Below are 18,753 nucleotides of genomic sequence, written 5' to 3' on the forward strand. Positions count from 1 at the left end.
TATATCTTCAATCATTCATTTTGAACTATATAGATATAGTTTTTGTTGCAACTGTTTGTTGAAATGCCTTATCATGCTCAACAATAACCATTGTAGGATTAAATTGTTGAATAAGCTCTTCAATCTGCATACGCGAATAAATATCAATAAAATTTAATGGTTCATCCCATATATATAAATGAGCTTTTTCACATAAACTTTTAGCGATAAGCAGCTTTTTCTTTTGTCCACCAGAATAATGAGATATATCTTTCTCAAATTGAATTCGGTCAAAATCCATCTTACGTAGGATGGATTTAAATAACGTCTCATCAATCTCGTGCTCTTCAATAAAGTCCGATAACAATCCCTTCAAATGAGAAGTATCTTGTTGGACATAGGAAATGATGAGTCCTGAACTTAAATTAACTGAGCCTGTATGCTGTATTGGATCTCCTAGAATTAGTTTTAGGATACTACTTTTCCCGCTTCCATTCTTTCCATCAAGTATAATTCGATCCCCTTGTTCAACTATGAAGCGAATTGGCTCATTCACTATTTGGTCATCATACTTAACAGACACATCAGCCAAAACAACCAATTCATTTGACTGAAATTTCAATTGTTCTAATTTTAACGACTCAGTCTTCTCGACATTTTTTAGTAATTTTGACTTTTCTTCAATAGCTTTTTGTTGCCTTGATTCAAGGTTCTTCGCTCTCTTCATCATCTTAGCCGCTTTATGTCCTACAAAACCCTTATCTAACTTAGATCCTGAATTCCTTGTTCCATTTTTGGAAGCTTCCACTTGATGAGACCAATCTGCTGAACGCTTTGAAGACTGTTTTAATCTCCCTATGTCTTTTTGTAGACGCTCATTTGTAGCCTCTTCGTGTTCCTGCTGTCTATCAAAATTTAACTTCCAAGAAGAATAGTTACCACTTTGCACTTCAATATTTGCTCTATTTATAGATAAGATATGGTCAACACATCCATCTAAAAAGATTCTGTCATGTGAAATCAAGATAAACCCTTTTTTCTTCCTTAGATAATCAGAGACCATCTTTCGTGCATCAGTGTCTAGATGGTTTGTTGGCTCATCAATTAATAGAAATTGACCCTCATTCAAAAACAGTGCAGCAAGCAACACCTTTGTTTGTTCTCCATTTGATAATGTTTTAAATGGTCGATACATGGCCTCGGCATCAACATTTAAATAGGATATTTCACGCAGAAATTCCCAATCTTCTGCTTGGGGACAAATTTCTTCAAGGATTTCATGAGTGAACTTGTTCTTATCCGAAACTGGATAAGGGAAATAATTAAATTCTACCGAAGAAATGATTTTCCCACTATACTCATAATTCCCTAATAATAAATTAAAGAATGTCGTTTTACCTCGTCCGTTTCTACCAATAAACCCCAGTTTCCAATCCGTATCTATTTGAAAGTTTACACCTTCAAAAATATTATCAAAGCTACCTGGGTATGAAAAAGTTAAGTCTTGAACTTTTATCATTGACATAATAATTCCTCCTTTATATATCAGCACTTTTCATATAAAGTCGGAATATCCATCAATTTTTTAATTCCTCCATATAAGTTTGATGGATATTAACGACTTATATAGAGCATTACATGTGTAACAATAGTGTCTGAATTCCTCATTTTTCTCTCTCCTTTATTTGTTAGGTACAGTTACGGATTAATAAATATCAACTTACCTATAAGAGAATAAAAAATCCTCCCAATTAAATTTGGCAGGATTAGTCATTTATATTATTGATACCCAATTAAGCTACTTTATTAAATAGCTTTACTTTATTATGAAAAATGGGTAGACTAATCCTATTTTTTATAATTTGAAATTTAAAATATCCAATTTCAACATTTAAAAATAAGATTAGTTAATCATCGTCCACCCATCATCCTTTCTGTCATTAGTAGGAATATTGTAGCATGATAATGTTGTATTAGTAAATGAGACAAAAGCTTGGTTTTAGAGAAAAGGAGTATTTTCTTCGTTATCCTTTTTTATATTTTTTAGGCACAATCTTCTAATAAGGATTGTGCCCATTTATTAAGGATCGATTAATTAATTCACTATAATTGTTTAATTATCCTTCCATACTTCTCATGCCATTTTTTCCATTCACCTTTTGGAAAGTCCATATATTGACCGTCCAGTAAAGTACTGAACATATCTAGACATACATGCCATCCAGCTAAATCTTTTGAAGTATGATCACTCAGGGTAGGAATATATTCTTTTAATACTAATAAACAACCATCATCTTTTGGAAATAACTCAAATCGAACCCAACCTTCTCCCCATTTGTACTGCAAGTATTCCAGTTCTTTGAAATCTATAATCGAAATATCAATAGATTTCCCTGTCCCATCGTTCATATTGAACTTAATCACTCCGCCTTTTCGAAGGTCTACAACTTGTAAGTTTGACATCCATTTTTCCAATTTCCCATTTTCAGTTAATGTGGCCCAAACCTTTTCAACTGAATGATGTAGTGGTCGATTATATGTGGCTACATACCCATCCTCAAACTTCTTTACAACTGCTAGCATACATTACTCCTCCTCATCTAATAATTGTTCTAGCATATCTAACTTGTCTGACCAGTACTTTCGATAAGGTTCTAACCAGTTATCAATTTCTGCAAAGAGACTCCGCTTTTTCAACATACAATGAACTTCAGCAATTACTAGCTACTTCCTAATCCTTTTTCCTCATTTACCAATCTAATTTATGTTTTTTCAAACTTTTTAACAGAACCTGTTGTGTTGTATCAAAATATTCTTAACGTGGTTTATTTCCAAAATGCTGGCGGTACCCCTTATTTGTTGCCGAGTTGTTCCGCCAAACCGATTAGAAGTCCTTCGGTTCCACGAATGTAGCAGAGCCGATACGAGTCTTCATACTGAACCACTTCGCCAACGAGCTGAGCACCATACTTAGTGAGTCTGGATACCATTTCGTCAATGTCTTCAACGGTGAACATGACGCGTAGATAACCAAGGGCGTTTACAGGAGCAGTCCGGTGATCTGATATAGTAGGTGGGGTGAGAAATCGCGAAAGTTCAATTCGGCTGTGGCCATCTGGGGTAACCATCATAGCAATCTCTACACACTGAGAACCCAGTCCGGTTACGCGACCAGCCCATTCACCTTCGACAGTGGTTCGCCCTTCGAGGTTCAAGCCAATCTCCTCGAAGAAAGAGATTGCGTCATCAAGGGATTCTACAACGATGCCGACATTGTCCATTCTTAGTAATTTGTTTTTTGCCATATTTTTATCTCCTTATGTGTAAAAATTTATTATCTGATCACCTTCATAATTATTCTATTAGGCGTACCGCCAACATTTTAACGATAATATACGCTAAGCAAAATTAGACATAAGAAAACGTTGATTTTACTACTCTAAGGTACTCAACAATTCCCAAAAACGATTATTTTTGGGACATTCGGATATTCATCAATTTTTGATGTTTTTTTGTCGAAAACTCCTCCCAAAACTCATTGCAAAAACTATACCCAAGATTTGGAGATTAATTGAAATTATCTTGAAGTTTTTGCACCAGAACCATAATGCTTATCCACCTTCTATTTTTCCAAATTTTTTCGGCATCCTAACATTTTAATAGCTTAGTGAACGATACTGTCTTTGACTAAGTTCAACCTTAATCATGTTTCATATTTTTTATAACCAAACTTAAGAACTCAGCATCCTTTCCTACTCCACAGATAAGCGCCGAGCCTCTATGATGCTGCCAAGGTAATCCAATATAATACAAACCTCGAATCGGACTTACCCCCCTTTTGTGAAGAGGAAATCCTTTTTCATTTAAAATTCCTTCTATATCTATCCATTTGTAGTCAGGAACAAAACCTGTTGACCATATTATATTTTTTACGTTTCTTTTACTATGATCGCTAAAAGTTATTTCACTTCCCTGTGTTTGTATCACCCGCGGTTTGGTTTCAACTTTCCCTTCACGAATCAGATGCTTCAATTCAAGGCCAAAAATAGGGTCACTTTGTTTTTGAAACCATGATCCGCGCTTCGTAGTATTTCCTGCATATAAAAGACCCACCCTTTCCAACCAGTGAAAAATGCTTTTTCCCATGATTTTAAGTGGTAAAAATTTAAGTGGATGGCTAATAGAAATGGTTACATCGCGACTTTCTGCAAGTTCAGTCGCAATTTGTGTACCAGAATTCCCTCCCCCTACCACGAGGACAGGACCATCTGGAATCGTCTCTGGTGATTGATATTGAGACGAATGAATTTGAAATATTTCTTGCGACAGACTTTGAGAAATTGAGGGAATGAACGATTTCTGAAAAGCACCAGATGCAATGATAACATGTTTGGAATGAAATACTCCCTTATCGGTAGATACTTCAAATGTATTTTTTATTTTCTGTACTTTATGTACAGTTGTTTCTACTTGTACTGGTAACAAAAAATGGTTAGCATATGTTTCAAGATAGTCTGCAATTTCATCTTTTGTAGGAAATGCATTTTCATCTCCCTCTAATTTCATTCCTGGCAGTGAGCTATATGATTTAGGTGTAAATAAAATCAAAGAATCATACCTGTTTCTCCATGAATCTCCAATTCGTTTTTCTCCATCAAGTATTACAAAATCATATCCTTCTTGTTGTAAATAATACCCCATACTTAATCCAGCTTGCCCAGCACCAATCACAATAACATCTAACATATCTTCACCTTCACTACCAATTTTTAAAAATAACATATGAATAATTGTTCATATATTCATATGTTTTCGTTAATTATAACATTTCCTTTTAACACGTCAAGGAATTTTTATCCAACTATTTGTAAAATACCTTTCATTATAACAAACATCATAACAGTTATATAAAAAGATAATTTTCATGTTCCCTCATATGTGCAATATGTCGCTGAAAATCGACTCAATCGTGAATTTACTGCAAGCAAGCGTTTCTTTTGATCCTTCGACTAAATGATTGTTCTCCTTTTTATTGTTCATAGATGGACGCCCCTTTTTCTTTGATTGAAGAGCGTCAATCCCTTGTGTATCAAATAAATTCTTTCATTCCCAGACAGTGTTAAGGCCAGGAATATTAAAGACTGTAGTAGTTTCTGAAATGGACGCTCCTGTTTCGTTCATATAATTAAGCACGTCCATTTTAAACTCAATTGAATAATTTGTATACGCCTTTGGAAATCCTTCTAATCTGTGTTCTCTAAACCTAGCTACCCATTTCTTTAGCATCGATATATTTACACTATATTTTTCAGCTACTGTTTTAAAAAATTCTACACCACTCTGGTAAGCATGAACTGCCGCTAATTTTGTTTCTAAAGAATATTTGGCCATAAGAAAACTGCACCTCCAATTGTTAGTTCGTGTCTAACAATTGGGGTGCAGTTCATAAGTCAGTTCCTTTTCCACTTTTCTTTATAATATATATAGAGTTTTATAATAGTAAAAAAGCAATATTTCTCCCTTGTCCCTAGTATCGGCCCCACCTACGCCAGATACCTTGATAGCCACTCGTGCCATCCTACCCAGTATTATCATCATATAAGGAACCACTTGCTTGGAGTATTTTCTTTTCTAGTAAATAAATTTTATATTAGAGTTACTAAGATTTATGTAAAGGTTGTTTATTTAATAGTTTGTATAATGCTTGGGTTCCATTTTCTTCTGCTCCTTTGTCAGCGAGCTCATCATATAATGATTTAGCTAATTGTAATCCTGGTGTTGATAATCCCATTTCTTTTGCTGATTCAAGAGCAATTCTCATATCCTTTATAAAATGTTTAATATAAAATCCTGGTTCAAAATCTCCATTAATCATCCGAGGAGCTAGATTACTAAGAGACCAACTTCCTGCTGCTCCTGTTTCAATACTTCTTAATACATCTTTTGGATCAAGACCTGCTTGCTTAGCGTATACCATTGCTTCACAAACCCCTATCATATTTGAAGCAATAGCAATTTGATTACACATTTTCGTATGTTGTCCTGCCCCAGCTTTTCCTTGTAAGATAATATTAGTTCCCATTAGCTCAAATATAGGTTTCATTGCATTAAAATCTTGTTGTTCTCCTCCTACCATAATGGCTAAAGTTGCTTTTTTGGCCCCAATATCTCCCCCTGACACAGGGGCATCCAATGTATAAATTCCCTTCTCACGGGCTATTTCGTAAATATTTTGCGCTAAAATAGGACTTGATGTAGTCATATCGATAACATATGTACCTGGTTTAGCGTGGTGTAAAATCCCTTTTTCCCCGAAATAAATTCCCTCTACATCTTTCGGGTAACCCACCATTGTAATAATAATATTCGCTTGAGCAGCAATCTCAGCTACAGTTTCTTTCCAAATGGCACCATTTTCTATTAACTCTTGAGAACGGGCAGGAGTTCGATTATAAACTAAAACTGTATATCCTGCCTTTATAAGGTGGGTGACCATACTTTTTCCCATAACACCTGTACCAATAAATCCGATGATTGCATTTTTAGTATTATACATACTTTACTTCATCTCCTATTTTTGTTTTTAATCATTCTCAAAAACAAAAAAGTATTTGATTGTTATGTTACTTACAATCAAATACTTTTGCCCAGGCGTACGACTATATGAACTATACGCTTCCTCGTGGTACTCCACGCTTCGCCAGTTACGTATAGAGGAATTATAATTAGACTGAGTATAAACCAGTATACAAAAAAAATCAAATATTCGGATTAATACCCTACAAGAAAAAGGGAAAGAAGAACAATGAATATTCTATACATATTCGATTAACATAACATACCATTATCAGTAATTCTCCTACGCCCCAAACTCGCATTATTCCTATAATTTGTACAGTCTATGAAATTTCAGGTTATGCATGTTTTTATGCAATACAGAAACAGCAAGGATTTTAGTATCCTTACCGTTTTATTTCCCAATCCGAAATTGTATAAAATCTTGCATGAAAATATCAGGAAAACATTAGGAATTAACTTATGCTATAGTATACTTTAAATGTGCGAAATGTAATTTTGATCCTGAATAAAGTAATAATGTACCCTCTTGGGATCAAGGCATGCATGATATCTCCATGCATGCCTTATTTTTTGCGCCGAAACCAGCCAAATATGTTGTTCTTTTGTTGTTCTGTGGCCGCAATGATTTTCTTTGTTTCCTGCATATCACGAATAAGTGACATAAGCTGTTCATCACGCTTACTTTCTTTGTCAAACGTTCATGTTCTATTTAAGCTTGTTTTTTTCCTGATTATGAATTATTTCTTTTAAGTACTCATTCTAGTTCTATATCAGTAAAGCTTTGGCCGTCGATACCCGGAGCACCGCCGTTTTTCCTCGCGTGCTGATATGCTTCATGGAGGGGCGTTAGTTTGGTAATGTGGGGAAATAGTCCCCAAAACCGATGCGTAGGCTCAGACTTCGCCTTTTGATAGATTCGTCGCCTTAGTTCCTGCAAAGTAATAGGTGTTTTTGTCATGGCACCCTTGCCTCCTTTGGTCATACGAAATATTTACAGGTTCGGACCCTTCCCTCCCAACGCGTTTTGCTGCACGCAGATTTCTGGTACTACGATCCGTTCTGCCACCCTGACACCTACCGGTCTCATTTCCCGATCGCGGTTATAGAGATGGTCTCCTCGATGAGGTTTCTTCATCGGGTGTCGAGGGCTTCACCATTTCGATTTCGCTTCATGGCGCCTCTCAGGCTACGGAAGTGGAGTCTATTCTCCCGATTGGACTTTCACCAACTAGATAATGTGTCCCTATCTGGACACGCCAATTTGCCAACGAAGAGAGTAGAATTCATGAATTACTTTTTTTAATAGATTTTTAGAGAAAAAAAAGCCCATCAAGTTAAACTTATATAAGCTTAACTTGATGGGCATGGGGCGGTATCGCCTATTATTTAAACGGGCTTTATTTCTATATTCTAACCTTTTCTATCGCTTTTATTTGACGATACTCAGGCTTCCACATTACTTCTTTCACTGCAATCTTGATATCGTTATCACTTAAGTTCTCTCTAGCAACACCTTCTGCAACTGCAACTTTCGCTACTTCAATTGCAACCATTTCCGAAATATTACGTAACTCTTCAACTTCTGGCAAAATAGGTGATCCTGGCTTACTTGTATCCACCATACTTGCAACTGCTTCAGCAGCTGCTGTGAACATTCCGTCCGTCATGACGCTTGCACGTACAACGATTGTTCCAAGACCTAGTCCCGGGAAAATAAGTGCGTTATTTGACTGTCCAATCACATACGTTACACCGTTATATGTAACCGGTTCAAACGGACTTCCTGTTGCAACTAACGCTCTTCCTTCTGTCCACTCGATTAAATCTGCTGGTTTCGCTTCCGCAAGTGACGTTGGATTCGACATCGGTAAAATGATTGGTCTTTCTACGTGAGAAGCCATTTCTTTAATAATTTCCTCTTTAAATGCGCCCGCAACAGTAGATGTACCAATTAAAACTGTCGGTTTTACATGTTTCACAACTTCAGCAAGTCCGATCACATCATTTTGTTTCCACTCACTTACTTCAACTTCTTTTCTTGCATATGGAATTTGGAAATCAAGAAGATCTTCCATATTATCTGTAATTAATCCGTTACGGTCGATACACCAGAAACGATTATGAGATTCTTCGTCTGATAAGCCCGCACGAACCAGTGCATCTCTTACTTGATCTGCGATACCGATTCCAGCCGTACCAGCACCAAACACAACGACACAATGCTCACTTAACGGTACACCCGAAGCTTTTACTGCCGATAATACGGCAGCAAGTGAAACTGCCCCTGTACCTTGAATATCATCATTAAATGTACAAACGTCATGACGATATTTATCTAAAATTTTTCGTGCATTTCGGGAACTGAAGTCTTCCCAATGTAAAAGTGCTTTCGGGAATTGTTTATTTACCGCTTGTACAAATGTATCAATAAATTCATCGTAAGCTTCACCTGTTATACGAGGGTGACGATTTCCAATATAAAATGGATTGTTTAATAATTCCTCACGATTTGTACCTACATCTAAAATTACCGGTAATACACGGCTAGGATCGATTCCAACTGCGGCCGTATATACAGCTAATTTCCCAATCGCGATGTTAATTCCACCAACACCCCAATCACCAATTCCTAATATACCTTCTCCATCTGTTACAACGACTAAATCAATGTTTTCAGCTGTTGCACCGATATTTGCAAATGCATCTTCAATACCTGATGGATCGTTAATTGATAAATAAACCCCACGCGGTTTACGGTATTCATGACTATATCTTTGAATTGCTACACCAACAGTTGGTGTATATACAATTGGTAACATTTCACGTAAATGATCTGTTAATATACGATAAAATAATACTTCATTTCGATCATGTAACGCAGTTAAGTATACATTCTTTAATAAATCATCTGGCTGAGAACTAAATTGTTCATATGCTCGGCGTGCTTGTTCTTCTAACGTTAAAACCGCTGGCGGTAATAACCCTTTTAAACCTAACTCTTCTCTTTCCTCTTGCGTGAAAGCTACCCCTTTATTTAAAAGTGGTGTTGATAATACTTCTACTCCTCTTAATGTCGTTTCTAATGAACCATTAGAACCTACTGTAAACTTACTCATAACATCCCTACCTCTATTTATATATGGCATTTCTATATTTCAAACAAAGAAGAGGGGCTTGTCCCCCCTCTTTTTTTAATTTTTCTTTAAAAGAGTTGCTCCTGCAATCCCTGGGTGTGTCATTTCAAATGGATCTAGAATTAACTCTAAGTCTTCTTGTGACAATACACCATTTTTCACACAAAGTTCTCGAACGGATTGACCTGTTGCAATTGCTTCTTTCGCAACACGAGCTGCTGCTTCATAACCGACATGAGGGTTCACGGCTGTAATAATTCCTACACTCTTCTCAACGTATTCTTTTAAACGATTTTCATTCGCTTCAATTCCTATTAAGCAATTATCTGTAAAGGCACGGAAACCATTATTCATAATGCTAATAGATTGAAGTAAGTTGAAAACAAGTACTGGTTCCATAACGTTTAATTCTAATTGTCCTGCTTCTGAAGCAAGGCAAATTGTATGATCGTTACCAATTACTTGGAACGCAATTTGGTTAATAACTTCTGGCATAACAGGGTTTACTTTCCCTGGCATAATAGAAGAACCTGGTTGACGAGCTGGTAGCATAATTTCCGCTAAGCCAACGCGTGGACCTGATGCCATTAAGCGAAGGTCATTCGCAATTTTAGACATGTTCATCATACATACTTTTAATGCTGCAGATACTTCAGTGTACGCATCAGTATTTTGCGTTGCATCTACTAAATCTTCCGCACCAACAAGCGGTAATTCACTAATCGTAGCAAGATGTTTTACAACTGCTTCAATATATTCCGGATCTGCATTTAACCCTGTACCAACTGCAGTTGCTCCCATGTTTACTTCATATAAATGTTGACGTGATTGCTTAATACGTTTCATATCACGTTCAAGTACACGAGAATACGCTTTAAACTCTTGTCCAAGACGAATCGGCACAGCATCTTGTAAATGTGTACGACCCATTTTAATAACATGATCGAACTGTTCTGCTTTTAATTCAAATACATCATGCATATAACCCATCGTTTGTAATAGGCCTTCTAACGCATTTAATGTTGCGATATGAATCGCTGTTGGGAATGCATCGTTTGTTGATTGTGCCATATTCACATGGCTATTTGGACTAATATAATGATAGTCTCCCTTTTCCATTCCTAATAATTCAAGAGCACGATTGGCAATGACTTCATTTGCGTTCATGTTCATTGAAGTACCTGCACCGCCCTGAATTGGATCGACGATGAAATGATCGTGCCATTTTCCATCTAGAATTTCTTGAGCAGCTTCTGCAATTGCTTTTCCCTTATTCAATTCCAATCTTCCTACATCTGTATTTGCAAGAGCTGCGGCTTTCTTTACAATTGCAAACGCTTTAATTAAGCCTTCATGAATTTTGTAACCTGTGATTGGAAAATTTTCAACAGCACGTAAAGTTTGAATTCCATAATATGCCTTGGTAGGTGCTTCCTTTGATCCCAAAAAATCCTTCTCAACTCGCATGTTCTTATTTGTAGTTAACATGTTAATTTCTCCCTATATTAAATGTACAGCCGAAAAAAACAGATGAATCCATTATCAATTATCGTCAGATTTAAGTGTTAAATCATATGCTAAAGGTGTTTCAATAATCTCTTTAATTTCTTCTAATTTATTAGTTTTTCCAAGCGTCCACATCAATTTTGCTATGATGGCTTCGGTATTCATATCTCCTGATAATATTACTTGATGCTGCGCCACTTTCCTCCCTACTTCATAGAGAAGTATATCTTCTCCTTCTTCCAAGCATTGAGTAGTAATTACTACAGCAATCCCCATTTCAGACAGTTCTTGAATTTTCGAAAGCAAGTTCCTTCCTTCAAAAGGTAATCCACCGTTACCAAAGCTTTCAATAATGATTCCTTTATACAAATCTTTTAGACAATCAAATATCTCCGGTTTTGTACCTGGATACAATTTCATAAGAAAAACATCTGTACATAAATTAGTATTTACTGAGAATTCATTATGAATAGAAGTTGGCTTCCAATGATATTTCACTTCATTTTCATTTACTTCAGCAACATATGGATAATTCACACTTTCAAACGCATCATAACTTTTTGTTCGCATTTTAACGGCTCTTGTCCCAATAATGACCCGACTATCAAAAACAATAAACACACCGCCAACATCCTCACAGGAAAATCTAAGGGCATCAGCTACATTTTTCTTTGCGTCTGTCTTTTTAAAACTGATAGGTACTTGTGAGCCTGTTAAAACAACTGGTTTTCTTAAACCTTGAAGCATATAAGAAAGCGCAGAAGATGTATAGGCTAACGTATCTGTCCCATGTGTAATCACAAACCCGTCGTAATCATCATAATGATTAAAAACAGCATTAGCTATTTCTATCCAATGCTCAGGCTGCATATTGGTACTATCAATATTCATTAAGATTTTGCAATCTATTTCTAAGTTTTGGGATGACTTTGAAAAATAATTCAACAATTCCTCAGCTGATAATCCTGGAACAAGCCCTTCATTTCCCTCCACAGATGCAATTGTTCCACCAGTTGCAAGTAATAAAATTCTCTTCATACAAAACACCTCCATAAAATAAACAACTATACATCGTTCGCGAAATGCGTATTTATAATTATCATTATAGAACTTAATTTGAAATAATCAAGGTTTCGTACTCAATACGCGTACTTTTTCTGTTTTTGATTATTTTCTTATGTTATAATTGATTTAATAAAAATAGATGGGGTATGAGACGAATGCTGGAACGTTTATCTGAATTAAGAAAAAATCGAAAATGGTCCTTACAAGATACAGCAGATCGACTTGGGATTGCAAAAAGCACCTATGCTGGGTATGAAAATGGTTATAGATTGCCTTCATTACAATCTTTATCCAAAATTGCAGATTTATTTGATACATCCGTAGATTATATAATAGGCCGAACTGAAAATTCACATCAAAACAAAGATATAATTGATATTACAAAACTACTGAAAGATCCAGATCAAACACTTGCAATAGACGGAGAAGTACTATCAACTGAAGAAATAATTGACTTTATTGCTTTTGTGAGAAGTAAACGTGAACTAAGTTCCAAAAGACTAGAAAATATTGTATCAACATTTGAAAATTGAATAAAGAATAAGAAAGAACGACATTGTATTCTTTAAACTTTGAAGTACTTATACAATTTATTTGTAAACGGCATGTATGCGATTAATATGGGAATAGTATTAATCAAAATTTATTTTATTAACTTTATATTTATAGATTACTTTTTTGTTATTTTACGTATAAAAAAGAAAAGTATCTATTTCTAAATAGATACTTTTCTTTTTTATCTTAGTGTAAGCTATGCTGTCCTAATAATTATTCCTTCCCCATTTGAAATAGGCGTCTCATAATTTCTCCACTTACAGAATTATCTTCACGTGCTGATTTCATCATTTTTTTGCGATAGCAGCTGCATCTAGAAGAGTCGAGATTACGAAAATACAACGTACACTGGCACATGACTATATCCTCACAATACAAATTTATTTGGAAAAACATTTAAAACGAAAGGATAATGCAGCATTGAGTTTTGCGGATGATTTAGAATAATACTGAACCAAGAATCAATGGAGCAGGCTTATATTAGGGGAAGGAAACGGAAGATTTTTACCTTAGGTAAAATAATTTGGTGACAAAAGCAGGAGTATCTCCTGCTTTTACTGTATGTTATAAATTAACAAAATAGTTTGAATAGTCGTAAATTTTTGGTATAATAAAAAAAAGGTTAAGGAGTTGATTTCCTATGAAAAAGCATTTACTTAATACACCAGCACAATCTGAAGTAAACGTCATGGATTCTCTATTTGCTGAAATGGTTTTAGACAAAGCCATTCATGATTTCCGAAAAGAGCAAATCCAAAAGGAAATCGAACGATCACTACAAAATCGAAACAAGGAAGAATTCCTACGATTAACAGAGGAATTAAAAAGTATTTCTTAAAAATAATTTATGTCTATCAGTATGATTTTAAGATAAAATGGATAAAACCATAACAGGACAGGGAAGAAGTGTTTTTACTTCTTCCCTTTCTATTTAATTAGAGGAAATCTACATTCATGTTGTGTTTATGCTAATTTCATTTTTTCTTGAATAATCGATTCTTCTATCAGGGGTAGCACCACATTGCTATCAAGCTAAGGTTTTGTAGTACCCCCAAAACAAAAATTTTATTATTTTGCAGTTATTTATGAGAATTTAGCTCATTTTTTTCGTTTTGGGGTGTTATAAAATTCTTAAGTTGATGGACATGGGGCGGTACCCCAACTATTGAACAATCGTCAAATCCGGTATATTTACATTTTCACGATCGAGTATCGTATTCTTTTTACCATTAAGAGTTTTTTCAAGAAACGATAATATAACATGATTACTCAATTCATAAACATGCTCAGGGTTCGGTGGTAATGTACTGTCATCGTCATAAGGTGTTCCGGTAAGATATGGTCTCAACAAAGGCAAATCTGTGAAGCTGCCGTGTACTGCTCCACCCGCTATCGTAATATCGTATGCCGGGCCTGAAACTGCTTGTTTGTATCTGTCATTAGTCACTTTGAACATATCTCTTATTTCTTGCACTGTCTGTGAATCTAGTCCTGATGGTAGTGGTTGTTCAACTCTTCCATTAAACCACATTTCAGTATTTTCAGTTGCAATAAATGCAAATGGCTTTGTCATACTGCCTGGGCCTGTCAGTCCAAAGAAAGCCCCATCCATATTTATTGCAGATTTAATTTTAGGTTCAACCTGCAAAGCTCTTGCTGCTGTAGCCCCTCCCATTGAATGTCCAATTGCCGCAATTTTATCCAAATCCAGTCTGTGCCTAAAATTCTTATCCGTTTTGTTTAATGTATCCAACTGGTGTATAACAAACTGTAAATCTTTTACCCATATATTATTAATTCTATTATCATATTCTGTGAGATTCGGGATTTCATTAATATATTGAGGGTTAATCGGAATAAACCGCCCATCATTAAATTCAGTTCCAGCGCTAAAGTGCGTATGATCAATACTGAATACAATGAATCCTTGACTTGCCAGTTCACGAGTAAGCCATTGATAATTCCAGTTACCCAAGCCAAAACCATGCGAAAATAAAACAATTGGATATTTATCTTCTTTACTTGATAGCACTCCCTCTTTATACACTTGAGTGTTTACGTTATTGACACCAACAAAAAGTTCACCAAATTTATTAGTAGTTGCCATCTGATTGATTGCGTTTATAGTCGCAGGGATATAAGGCTCCATTTCCTTACCCTTGCGGTCATTGCTATCAATCGGATACCAAGCTTGAACCATAAGTTCCCGGTTATTATTATGGTCAAGAAAGTCTTTTCTGGAAAAGTCGGTCCAATCAAAGGTAGTAGAACCTACTTGATGCTTACCTGTAGTTTTTGGAAAAGTCACCAATGAATTTTCCAACTTTGCAGGATGTTGAGTGGCTTGAGCTGCTTTTTCATTGATCACTTGGGCATTCACTGAGATTGTACTTGAAAGTAAAGCACATGTTGTTAAAGTGCTAACGATAACTTTTTTCATTTGTTTGTTCCTCCCGTTTATCAATTTATTTGTTCTTTTTTGCTATTAAATACTCCTTAGCGCATCAATCGGGTTCAGCCTTGATGCTTTCCTCGCTGGTGCAATTCCAAAAATAATACCGATTGCTGCTGAGAAGCCAAGAGCTAACAATACAGTTGATAAAGAAAGTGCAAAACTTGCTCCGATTAATGAACATACAACAAGAGCAATGGACGTGCCCAGCAAGAATCCGATGGTTCCACCAAAAAGAGACAGCAATACCGCCTCTAGCAGAAACTGCTGTTGAACCCGTTTCGGTTCTGCCCCTAGGGCCTTTCTTAGCCCAATTTCTGTCGTTCTTTCCGTAACTGAAACAAGCATCATGTTCATAATCCCAATTCCTCCGACAATAAGCGAAATCGATGCAATGCCCCCAAGCATGAGCGATAGCATTGTCGTTATTTTATTGAACGATGAGATCATATCCTGCATATTCATGATCGTAAAACTTTTGTCTTTGTAGTTAAAAGCCTGGTTTAATACAGATTCGATATCGCTGGTTATCTTTTCGGATTGATTTGAATCACTCATATATACATCCACACTCGAAATGTATCCTGTTCCAAGAAGGCTCATGGATGTAGTATAAGGAATGATCACCGCATTATTTATTGAGGATTCAGAAAAATGATTCGATTTCTGTAACGTGCCAATCACGGTGTAGGTCGCCCCGGCAATCTGAATCCTCTTACCAATGAGATCCTCTCCCCAAAACAAATCATTCGCAATATCGGACCCAATCAGACACACCTTATTTTTACTATTTATATCAAGGTTATTTAGACCTCTTCCTGTTTCAATCAGGTTCTTCGTTTTTGAAAAATACACATCATTTTTGCCTTGAACTACTACATCTTTTTTTTCATTACCATTATAGACAATCGTTGTTTTTCCAGTAAGCGTAGGAGAAACTCCATCAACATGCTCAATGGCAGACAACTTTTGTATGTCACTATCAATCAATCCATGCTTAAGTGGAGTCCCTATGGCCTGAACGGTTATTTTATCAGTTCCGAAAGAAGAAAACTCACTCATCATCCCATTCATTGCACCCTTAACAATTGTAATCAAAGCAATAATCGAAACCACACCAATCACAATTCCAAGCATAGTCAGGAAAGAACGCATTTTATTATGAATGAGATTCATCCAGGCCATCTTGATATTTTCCTTAAACATGTGTGTACTCCTCCCTAAGTTTTCCGTCCAATATTTTTACAATCCTGTTTGCATGTTTAGCGATTTCAATATCATGGGTAATCATAATAATCGTTTTTTCCTCTTCGTGAAGCTCGTGAAAAATCTCCATAATTTGATGACCCGTTTTTTGATCCAATGCTCCTGTTGGTTCATCAGCCAGTAAAATCGTTGGTTCTGTTACCATTGCTCTTGCGATGGCCACTCTCTGCTGCTGACCACCGGAAAGCTGATTGGGACCATTTTGCAATTTTTCACCAAGTCCAACCCTTATGAGCATATCACGTGCTCTTTTCTTACGTTCCTTTTCGGCTACACCAGCATACACAAGTGGAAGCTCTACATTTTGAATGGCACTAAGTCTCGGAAGGAGTTGGAACTGTTGGAATACAAATCCAATCTCCTTGTTTCGGATTGCAGCAAGCTCCGATTCTTCAAGCTCATCAACCTTTTGATTCGATAAAATATATTCACCGCTTGTAGTCGAATCTAGACACCCAATAATATTCATCAAAGTTGATTTTCCTGAACCGGATGGTCCCAAGATTGCAACGAAATCTCCTCTATGAATGGTTAGATTAATATTATTTAAAACTACTTGTTCTTCCTCACCCATGTAGTACGTTTTTATAATCTGAGTCATTTTGAGAATTTGCTCACCCATTATTGATTCCCTCCATGCATCATAGTTGCATTGGAATTGTCTTTTTCTTTAGTAGAAACCATCACTGCACCACCAGCGTCAACTCCGTCTTTAATCTCAACTGTGGTTCCATTATTAATGCCGATGTGAATATATTTTTTTGTGGGTAATCCTTTTTCTGATGGAATCAGAACATATGGCTTATTTTTACTATCAAACTGGACCGCGTTCATTGAAAGGGTCGTGACCCCAACAGCTTTTTGTTTCAGTATTCTTGCCTCAGCACTCATTCCTACTCGAATTGTATTATCGCTATTAAGGTCAATCGTTGCTATAAAATAAGAAACCCCATTTTCGTTTGTTGCCTCTTTTGAAATGTTTGAAATGGTACCCTTCATTTCTTTTTCAAGTGCATTGATGGTTACATTTACTTCATTGCCAACCTTTAAATATTTCAGGTCGTATTCATCTACTTTGACCTTTGTTTGTAAATTAGCAAAATTCACAATGTCTATCAATTGGGTCCCTGGCAATACATGAGTGTTACCTTTTACATATACTTTTGAAACTTCACCATCGATTTCGGCCTTTATTTCTTCCCCTACTCCATTTTTCAATAACACATCTCCTTTTTTAATCTGATCTCCTTCTTTAACGATTATTTCGTCAACATGCATTTCCTTATTACTAGATATGTTCTGTTTATTTTTTGCTTCAACTGTACCAGAAAAACTATAGTAAGTTGTAATGTCACTTGTTTGAGCTTTCTCCTCTTGAAAATCACCGTTTCCTTTTGGCCAAAAAGCCAACACTGAAATCAGTGCGATTATAACCACCCCAATCATGCTCCAAATTACAAGCTTCTTCTTGCTCTTCCTCTTTTGCTTTGTATTCATTTTACTAACCTCCATGTTTGATGTAGCCTCAATATAAATTTCCAATATGAACTGAATATGAACTTACAAAAAAATCCACAAAAAATTTCAAAAATAAAAATAGTGCCTGACATTGCTTGTATAAAGAGTCTACAAGCAGTGTCAGGCACAAAAAGTGATTTTTATCGACGTGGGCATTATCAACTACTACCACCCCGTCTTGGATAGTGTTGCGATAACGAATAGGAATGAAATCACATTACTGTTATAATCATTTTAACCATTAATACAGGTTCTTTTAATACGTTGTAAAAAGACCATAGTATTGTTCCTGAAATTTGTAATACAAGCGTGTTTTCATATACCTATTTTTTATATTTTAGCGGCAGTGTAACAATAAACTCTGTTCCCCCCTCAAGGCCCTCTAAAACTTTAATATCCCCATCGTGGAGATCAACAATTTGTTTAACAATAGATAAGCCGAGCCCATTTCCTTTTATCGACGGGTCTCGGGATTTATCAACTTTATGGAATGGCTTAAAAATATCCTTCCGTTCTTCTACTGGGATACCAATACCAGTATCTATAATTAAGACAGAGATAAGATGATTTTTTGATACTGCTTTAATCGTAATTTTCCCTTGAAGTGGCGTAAATTTAATACTGTTATGTATTAAATTTGTCCACACCTGCTTGAGTTGATCTTCGTCTGCTTCAATCGTAATGGGGGTTAACTGAATA

Annotated in this window: 16 protein-coding genes, 2 pseudogenes and 1 riboswitch; of the genes and pseudogenes, 2 read left to right on the forward strand and 16 right to left on the reverse strand. The window is 35.9% G+C overall.

Features of this window, described 5'->3' with window-relative positions:
- Nucleotides 1-25 precede the first annotated feature (25 nt).
- The 11 genes and pseudogenes from AB1279_RS12930 to ansA all read right to left on the reverse strand — a co-directional run bounded on the left by AB1279_RS12930 (nt 26) and on the right by ansA (nt 12,236).
- Nucleotides 26-1,504 carry an Lsa family ABC-F type ribosomal protection protein gene (locus AB1279_RS12930; RefSeq protein WP_429759176.1) on the reverse strand — a complete coding sequence of 493 codons (1,479 nt, stop codon included), beginning with the start codon at nt 1,502-1,504 and terminating at the stop codon, nt 26-28.
- A 578-nt stretch (nt 1,505-2,082) separates the two neighbouring features.
- On the reverse strand, nt 2,083-2,562 hold the full coding sequence (locus AB1279_RS12935; protein WP_429759178.1) for an SRPBCC family protein: 480 nt from the start codon (nt 2,560-2,562) through the stop codon (nt 2,083-2,085).
- A gap of 269 nt (nt 2,563-2,831) precedes the next feature.
- Nucleotides 2,832-3,284, reverse strand: a complete 453-nt coding sequence (locus tag AB1279_RS12940) for a VOC family protein (protein WP_429759180.1) — start codon at nt 3,282-3,284, stop codon at nt 2,832-2,834.
- Nucleotides 3,285-3,678: 394 nt separating this feature from the next.
- Entirely contained in the window at nt 3,679-4,725 is a 1,047-nt protein-coding gene (locus tag AB1279_RS12945) for a flavin-containing monooxygenase (RefSeq protein ID WP_429759182.1), read from the reverse strand.
- 357 nt (nt 4,726-5,082) lie between these two features.
- Entirely contained in the window at nt 5,083-5,370 is a 288-nt protein-coding gene (locus AB1279_RS12950; RefSeq protein WP_429759184.1) for a transposase, read from the reverse strand.
- Nucleotides 5,371-5,638: 268 nt separating this feature from the next.
- The gene (locus tag AB1279_RS12955) at nt 5,639-6,535 is read right to left on the reverse strand and encodes an NAD(P)-dependent oxidoreductase (RefSeq protein WP_429759186.1); all 897 of its coding nucleotides are present in this window, start codon (nt 6,533-6,535) and stop codon (nt 5,639-5,641) included.
- An 82-nt stretch (nt 6,536-6,617) separates the two neighbouring features.
- A riboswitch (ZMP/ZTP riboswitch) is annotated at nt 6,618-6,697 on the reverse strand.
- 424 nt (nt 6,698-7,121) lie between these two features.
- Nucleotides 7,122-7,235, reverse strand: a pseudogene (locus tag AB1279_RS12960) (DUF3967 domain-containing protein); the annotation flags it as partial.
- A gap of 80 nt (nt 7,236-7,315) precedes the next feature.
- Nucleotides 7,316-7,516, reverse strand: a pseudogene (locus tag AB1279_RS12965) (group II intron reverse transcriptase/maturase); the annotation flags it as partial.
- Nucleotides 7,517-7,961: 445 nt separating this feature from the next.
- On the reverse strand, nt 7,962-9,674 hold the full coding sequence (gene malS, locus AB1279_RS12970; protein WP_429759188.1) for an oxaloacetate-decarboxylating malate dehydrogenase: 1,713 nt from the start codon (nt 9,672-9,674) through the stop codon (nt 7,962-7,964).
- Between the two features lie 75 nt (nt 9,675-9,749).
- Entirely contained in the window at nt 9,750-11,180 is a 1,431-nt protein-coding gene (gene aspA, locus AB1279_RS12975) for an aspartate ammonia-lyase (RefSeq protein ID WP_429759190.1), read from the reverse strand.
- Between the two features lie 54 nt (nt 11,181-11,234).
- Nucleotides 11,235-12,236 carry an asparaginase gene (gene ansA / locus AB1279_RS12980; RefSeq protein WP_429759192.1) on the reverse strand — a complete coding sequence of 334 codons (1,002 nt, stop codon included), beginning with the start codon at nt 12,234-12,236 and terminating at the stop codon, nt 11,235-11,237.
- Between the two features lie 182 nt (nt 12,237-12,418).
- On the opposite strand from ansA, the gene AB1279_RS12985 reads away from it, so the two are divergent.
- A complete protein-coding gene (locus AB1279_RS12985; protein ID WP_429759193.1) occupies nt 12,419-12,796 on the forward strand; it encodes a helix-turn-helix domain-containing protein in 378 nt (125 codons plus the stop codon).
- A 662-nt stretch (nt 12,797-13,458) separates the two neighbouring features.
- Nucleotides 13,459-13,656 (forward strand): IDEAL domain-containing protein, encoded by a 198-nt coding sequence (locus AB1279_RS12990; protein ID WP_429759194.1) that lies wholly within the window; start codon nt 13,459-13,461, stop codon nt 13,654-13,656.
- A gap of 324 nt (nt 13,657-13,980) precedes the next feature.
- On the opposite strand, the gene AB1279_RS12995 is transcribed toward AB1279_RS12990, so the two are convergent.
- From AB1279_RS12995 to AB1279_RS13015, 5 genes are all read right to left on the reverse strand, one after another.
- Nucleotides 13,981-15,258 (reverse strand): alpha/beta hydrolase family protein, encoded by a 1,278-nt coding sequence (locus AB1279_RS12995; protein ID WP_429759195.1) that lies wholly within the window; start codon nt 15,256-15,258, stop codon nt 13,981-13,983.
- A gap of 45 nt (nt 15,259-15,303) precedes the next feature.
- A complete protein-coding gene (locus tag AB1279_RS13000) occupies nt 15,304-16,476 on the reverse strand; it encodes an ABC transporter permease (protein WP_429759196.1) in 1,173 nt (390 codons plus the stop codon).
- Entirely contained in the window at nt 16,469-17,158 is a 690-nt protein-coding gene (locus tag AB1279_RS13005; RefSeq protein WP_429759197.1) for an ABC transporter ATP-binding protein, read from the reverse strand. The genes AB1279_RS13000 and AB1279_RS13005 overlap by 8 nt, the downstream gene beginning before the upstream one ends.
- Entirely contained in the window at nt 17,158-18,033 is an 876-nt protein-coding gene (locus AB1279_RS13010) for an efflux RND transporter periplasmic adaptor subunit (protein WP_429759199.1), read from the reverse strand. Before AB1279_RS13010 ends, AB1279_RS13005 begins: the two co-directional genes overlap by 1 nt.
- A gap of 344 nt (nt 18,034-18,377) precedes the next feature.
- The gene (locus AB1279_RS13015) at nt 18,378-18,701 is read right to left on the reverse strand and encodes a sensor histidine kinase (protein WP_429759200.1); all 324 of its coding nucleotides are present in this window, start codon (nt 18,699-18,701) and stop codon (nt 18,378-18,380) included.
- Nucleotides 18,702-18,753 lie beyond the last annotated feature (52 nt).

The organism is Bacillus sp. S14(2024), from assembly GCF_050473785.1.
In the GTDB taxonomy this organism is placed as follows: Bacteria; Bacillota; Bacilli; order Bacillales; family Bacillaceae_G; genus Bacillus_A; species Bacillus_A yunxiaonensis.

What these genes read in the sequence shown, in the direction of transcription:
- aspA (WP_429759190.1), bottom strand. Translation starts at nt 11,180, where the DNA reads ATGTTAACTACAAATAAGAACATGCGAGTTGAGAAGGATTTTTTGGGA.
- ansA (WP_429759192.1), bottom strand. Translation starts at nt 12,236, where the DNA reads ATGAAGAGAATTTTATTACTTGCAACTGGTGGAACAATTGCATCTGTG.
- AB1279_RS12935 (WP_429759178.1), bottom strand. Translation starts at nt 2,562, where the DNA reads ATGCTAGCAGTTGTAAAGAAGTTTGAGGATGGGTATGTAGCCACATAT.
- AB1279_RS12940 (WP_429759180.1), bottom strand. Translation starts at nt 3,284, where the DNA reads ATGGCAAAAAACAAATTACTAAGAATGGACAATGTCGGCATCGTTGTA.
- AB1279_RS12985 (WP_429759193.1), top strand. Translation starts at nt 12,419, where the DNA reads ATGCTGGAACGTTTATCTGAATTAAGAAAAAATCGAAAATGGTCCTTA.
- malS (WP_429759188.1), bottom strand. Translation starts at nt 9,674, where the DNA reads ATGAGTAAGTTTACAGTAGGTTCTAATGGTTCATTAGAAACGACATTA.
- AB1279_RS12950 (WP_429759184.1), bottom strand. Translation starts at nt 5,370, where the DNA reads ATGGCCAAATATTCTTTAGAAACAAAATTAGCGGCAGTTCATGCTTAC.
- AB1279_RS12930 (WP_429759176.1), bottom strand. Translation starts at nt 1,504, where the DNA reads ATGTCAATGATAAAAGTTCAAGACTTAACTTTTTCATACCCAGGTAGC.
- AB1279_RS13000 (WP_429759196.1), bottom strand. Translation starts at nt 16,476, where the DNA reads ATGTTTAAGGAAAATATCAAGATGGCCTGGATGAATCTCATTCATAAT.
- AB1279_RS12995 (WP_429759195.1), bottom strand. Translation starts at nt 15,258, where the DNA reads ATGAAAAAAGTTATCGTTAGCACTTTAACAACATGTGCTTTACTTTCA.
- AB1279_RS13010 (WP_429759199.1), bottom strand. Translation starts at nt 18,033, where the DNA reads ATGAATACAAAGCAAAAGAGGAAGAGCAAGAAGAAGCTTGTAATTTGG.
- AB1279_RS12955 (WP_429759186.1), bottom strand. Translation starts at nt 6,535, where the DNA reads ATGTATAATACTAAAAATGCAATCATCGGATTTATTGGTACAGGTGTT.
- AB1279_RS13005 (WP_429759197.1), bottom strand. Translation starts at nt 17,158, where the DNA reads ATGGGTGAGCAAATTCTCAAAATGACTCAGATTATAAAAACGTACTAC.
- AB1279_RS12990 (WP_429759194.1), top strand. Translation starts at nt 13,459, where the DNA reads ATGAAAAAGCATTTACTTAATACACCAGCACAATCTGAAGTAAACGTC.
- AB1279_RS12945 (WP_429759182.1), bottom strand. Translation starts at nt 4,725, where the DNA reads ATGTTAGATGTTATTGTGATTGGTGCTGGGCAAGCTGGATTAAGTATG.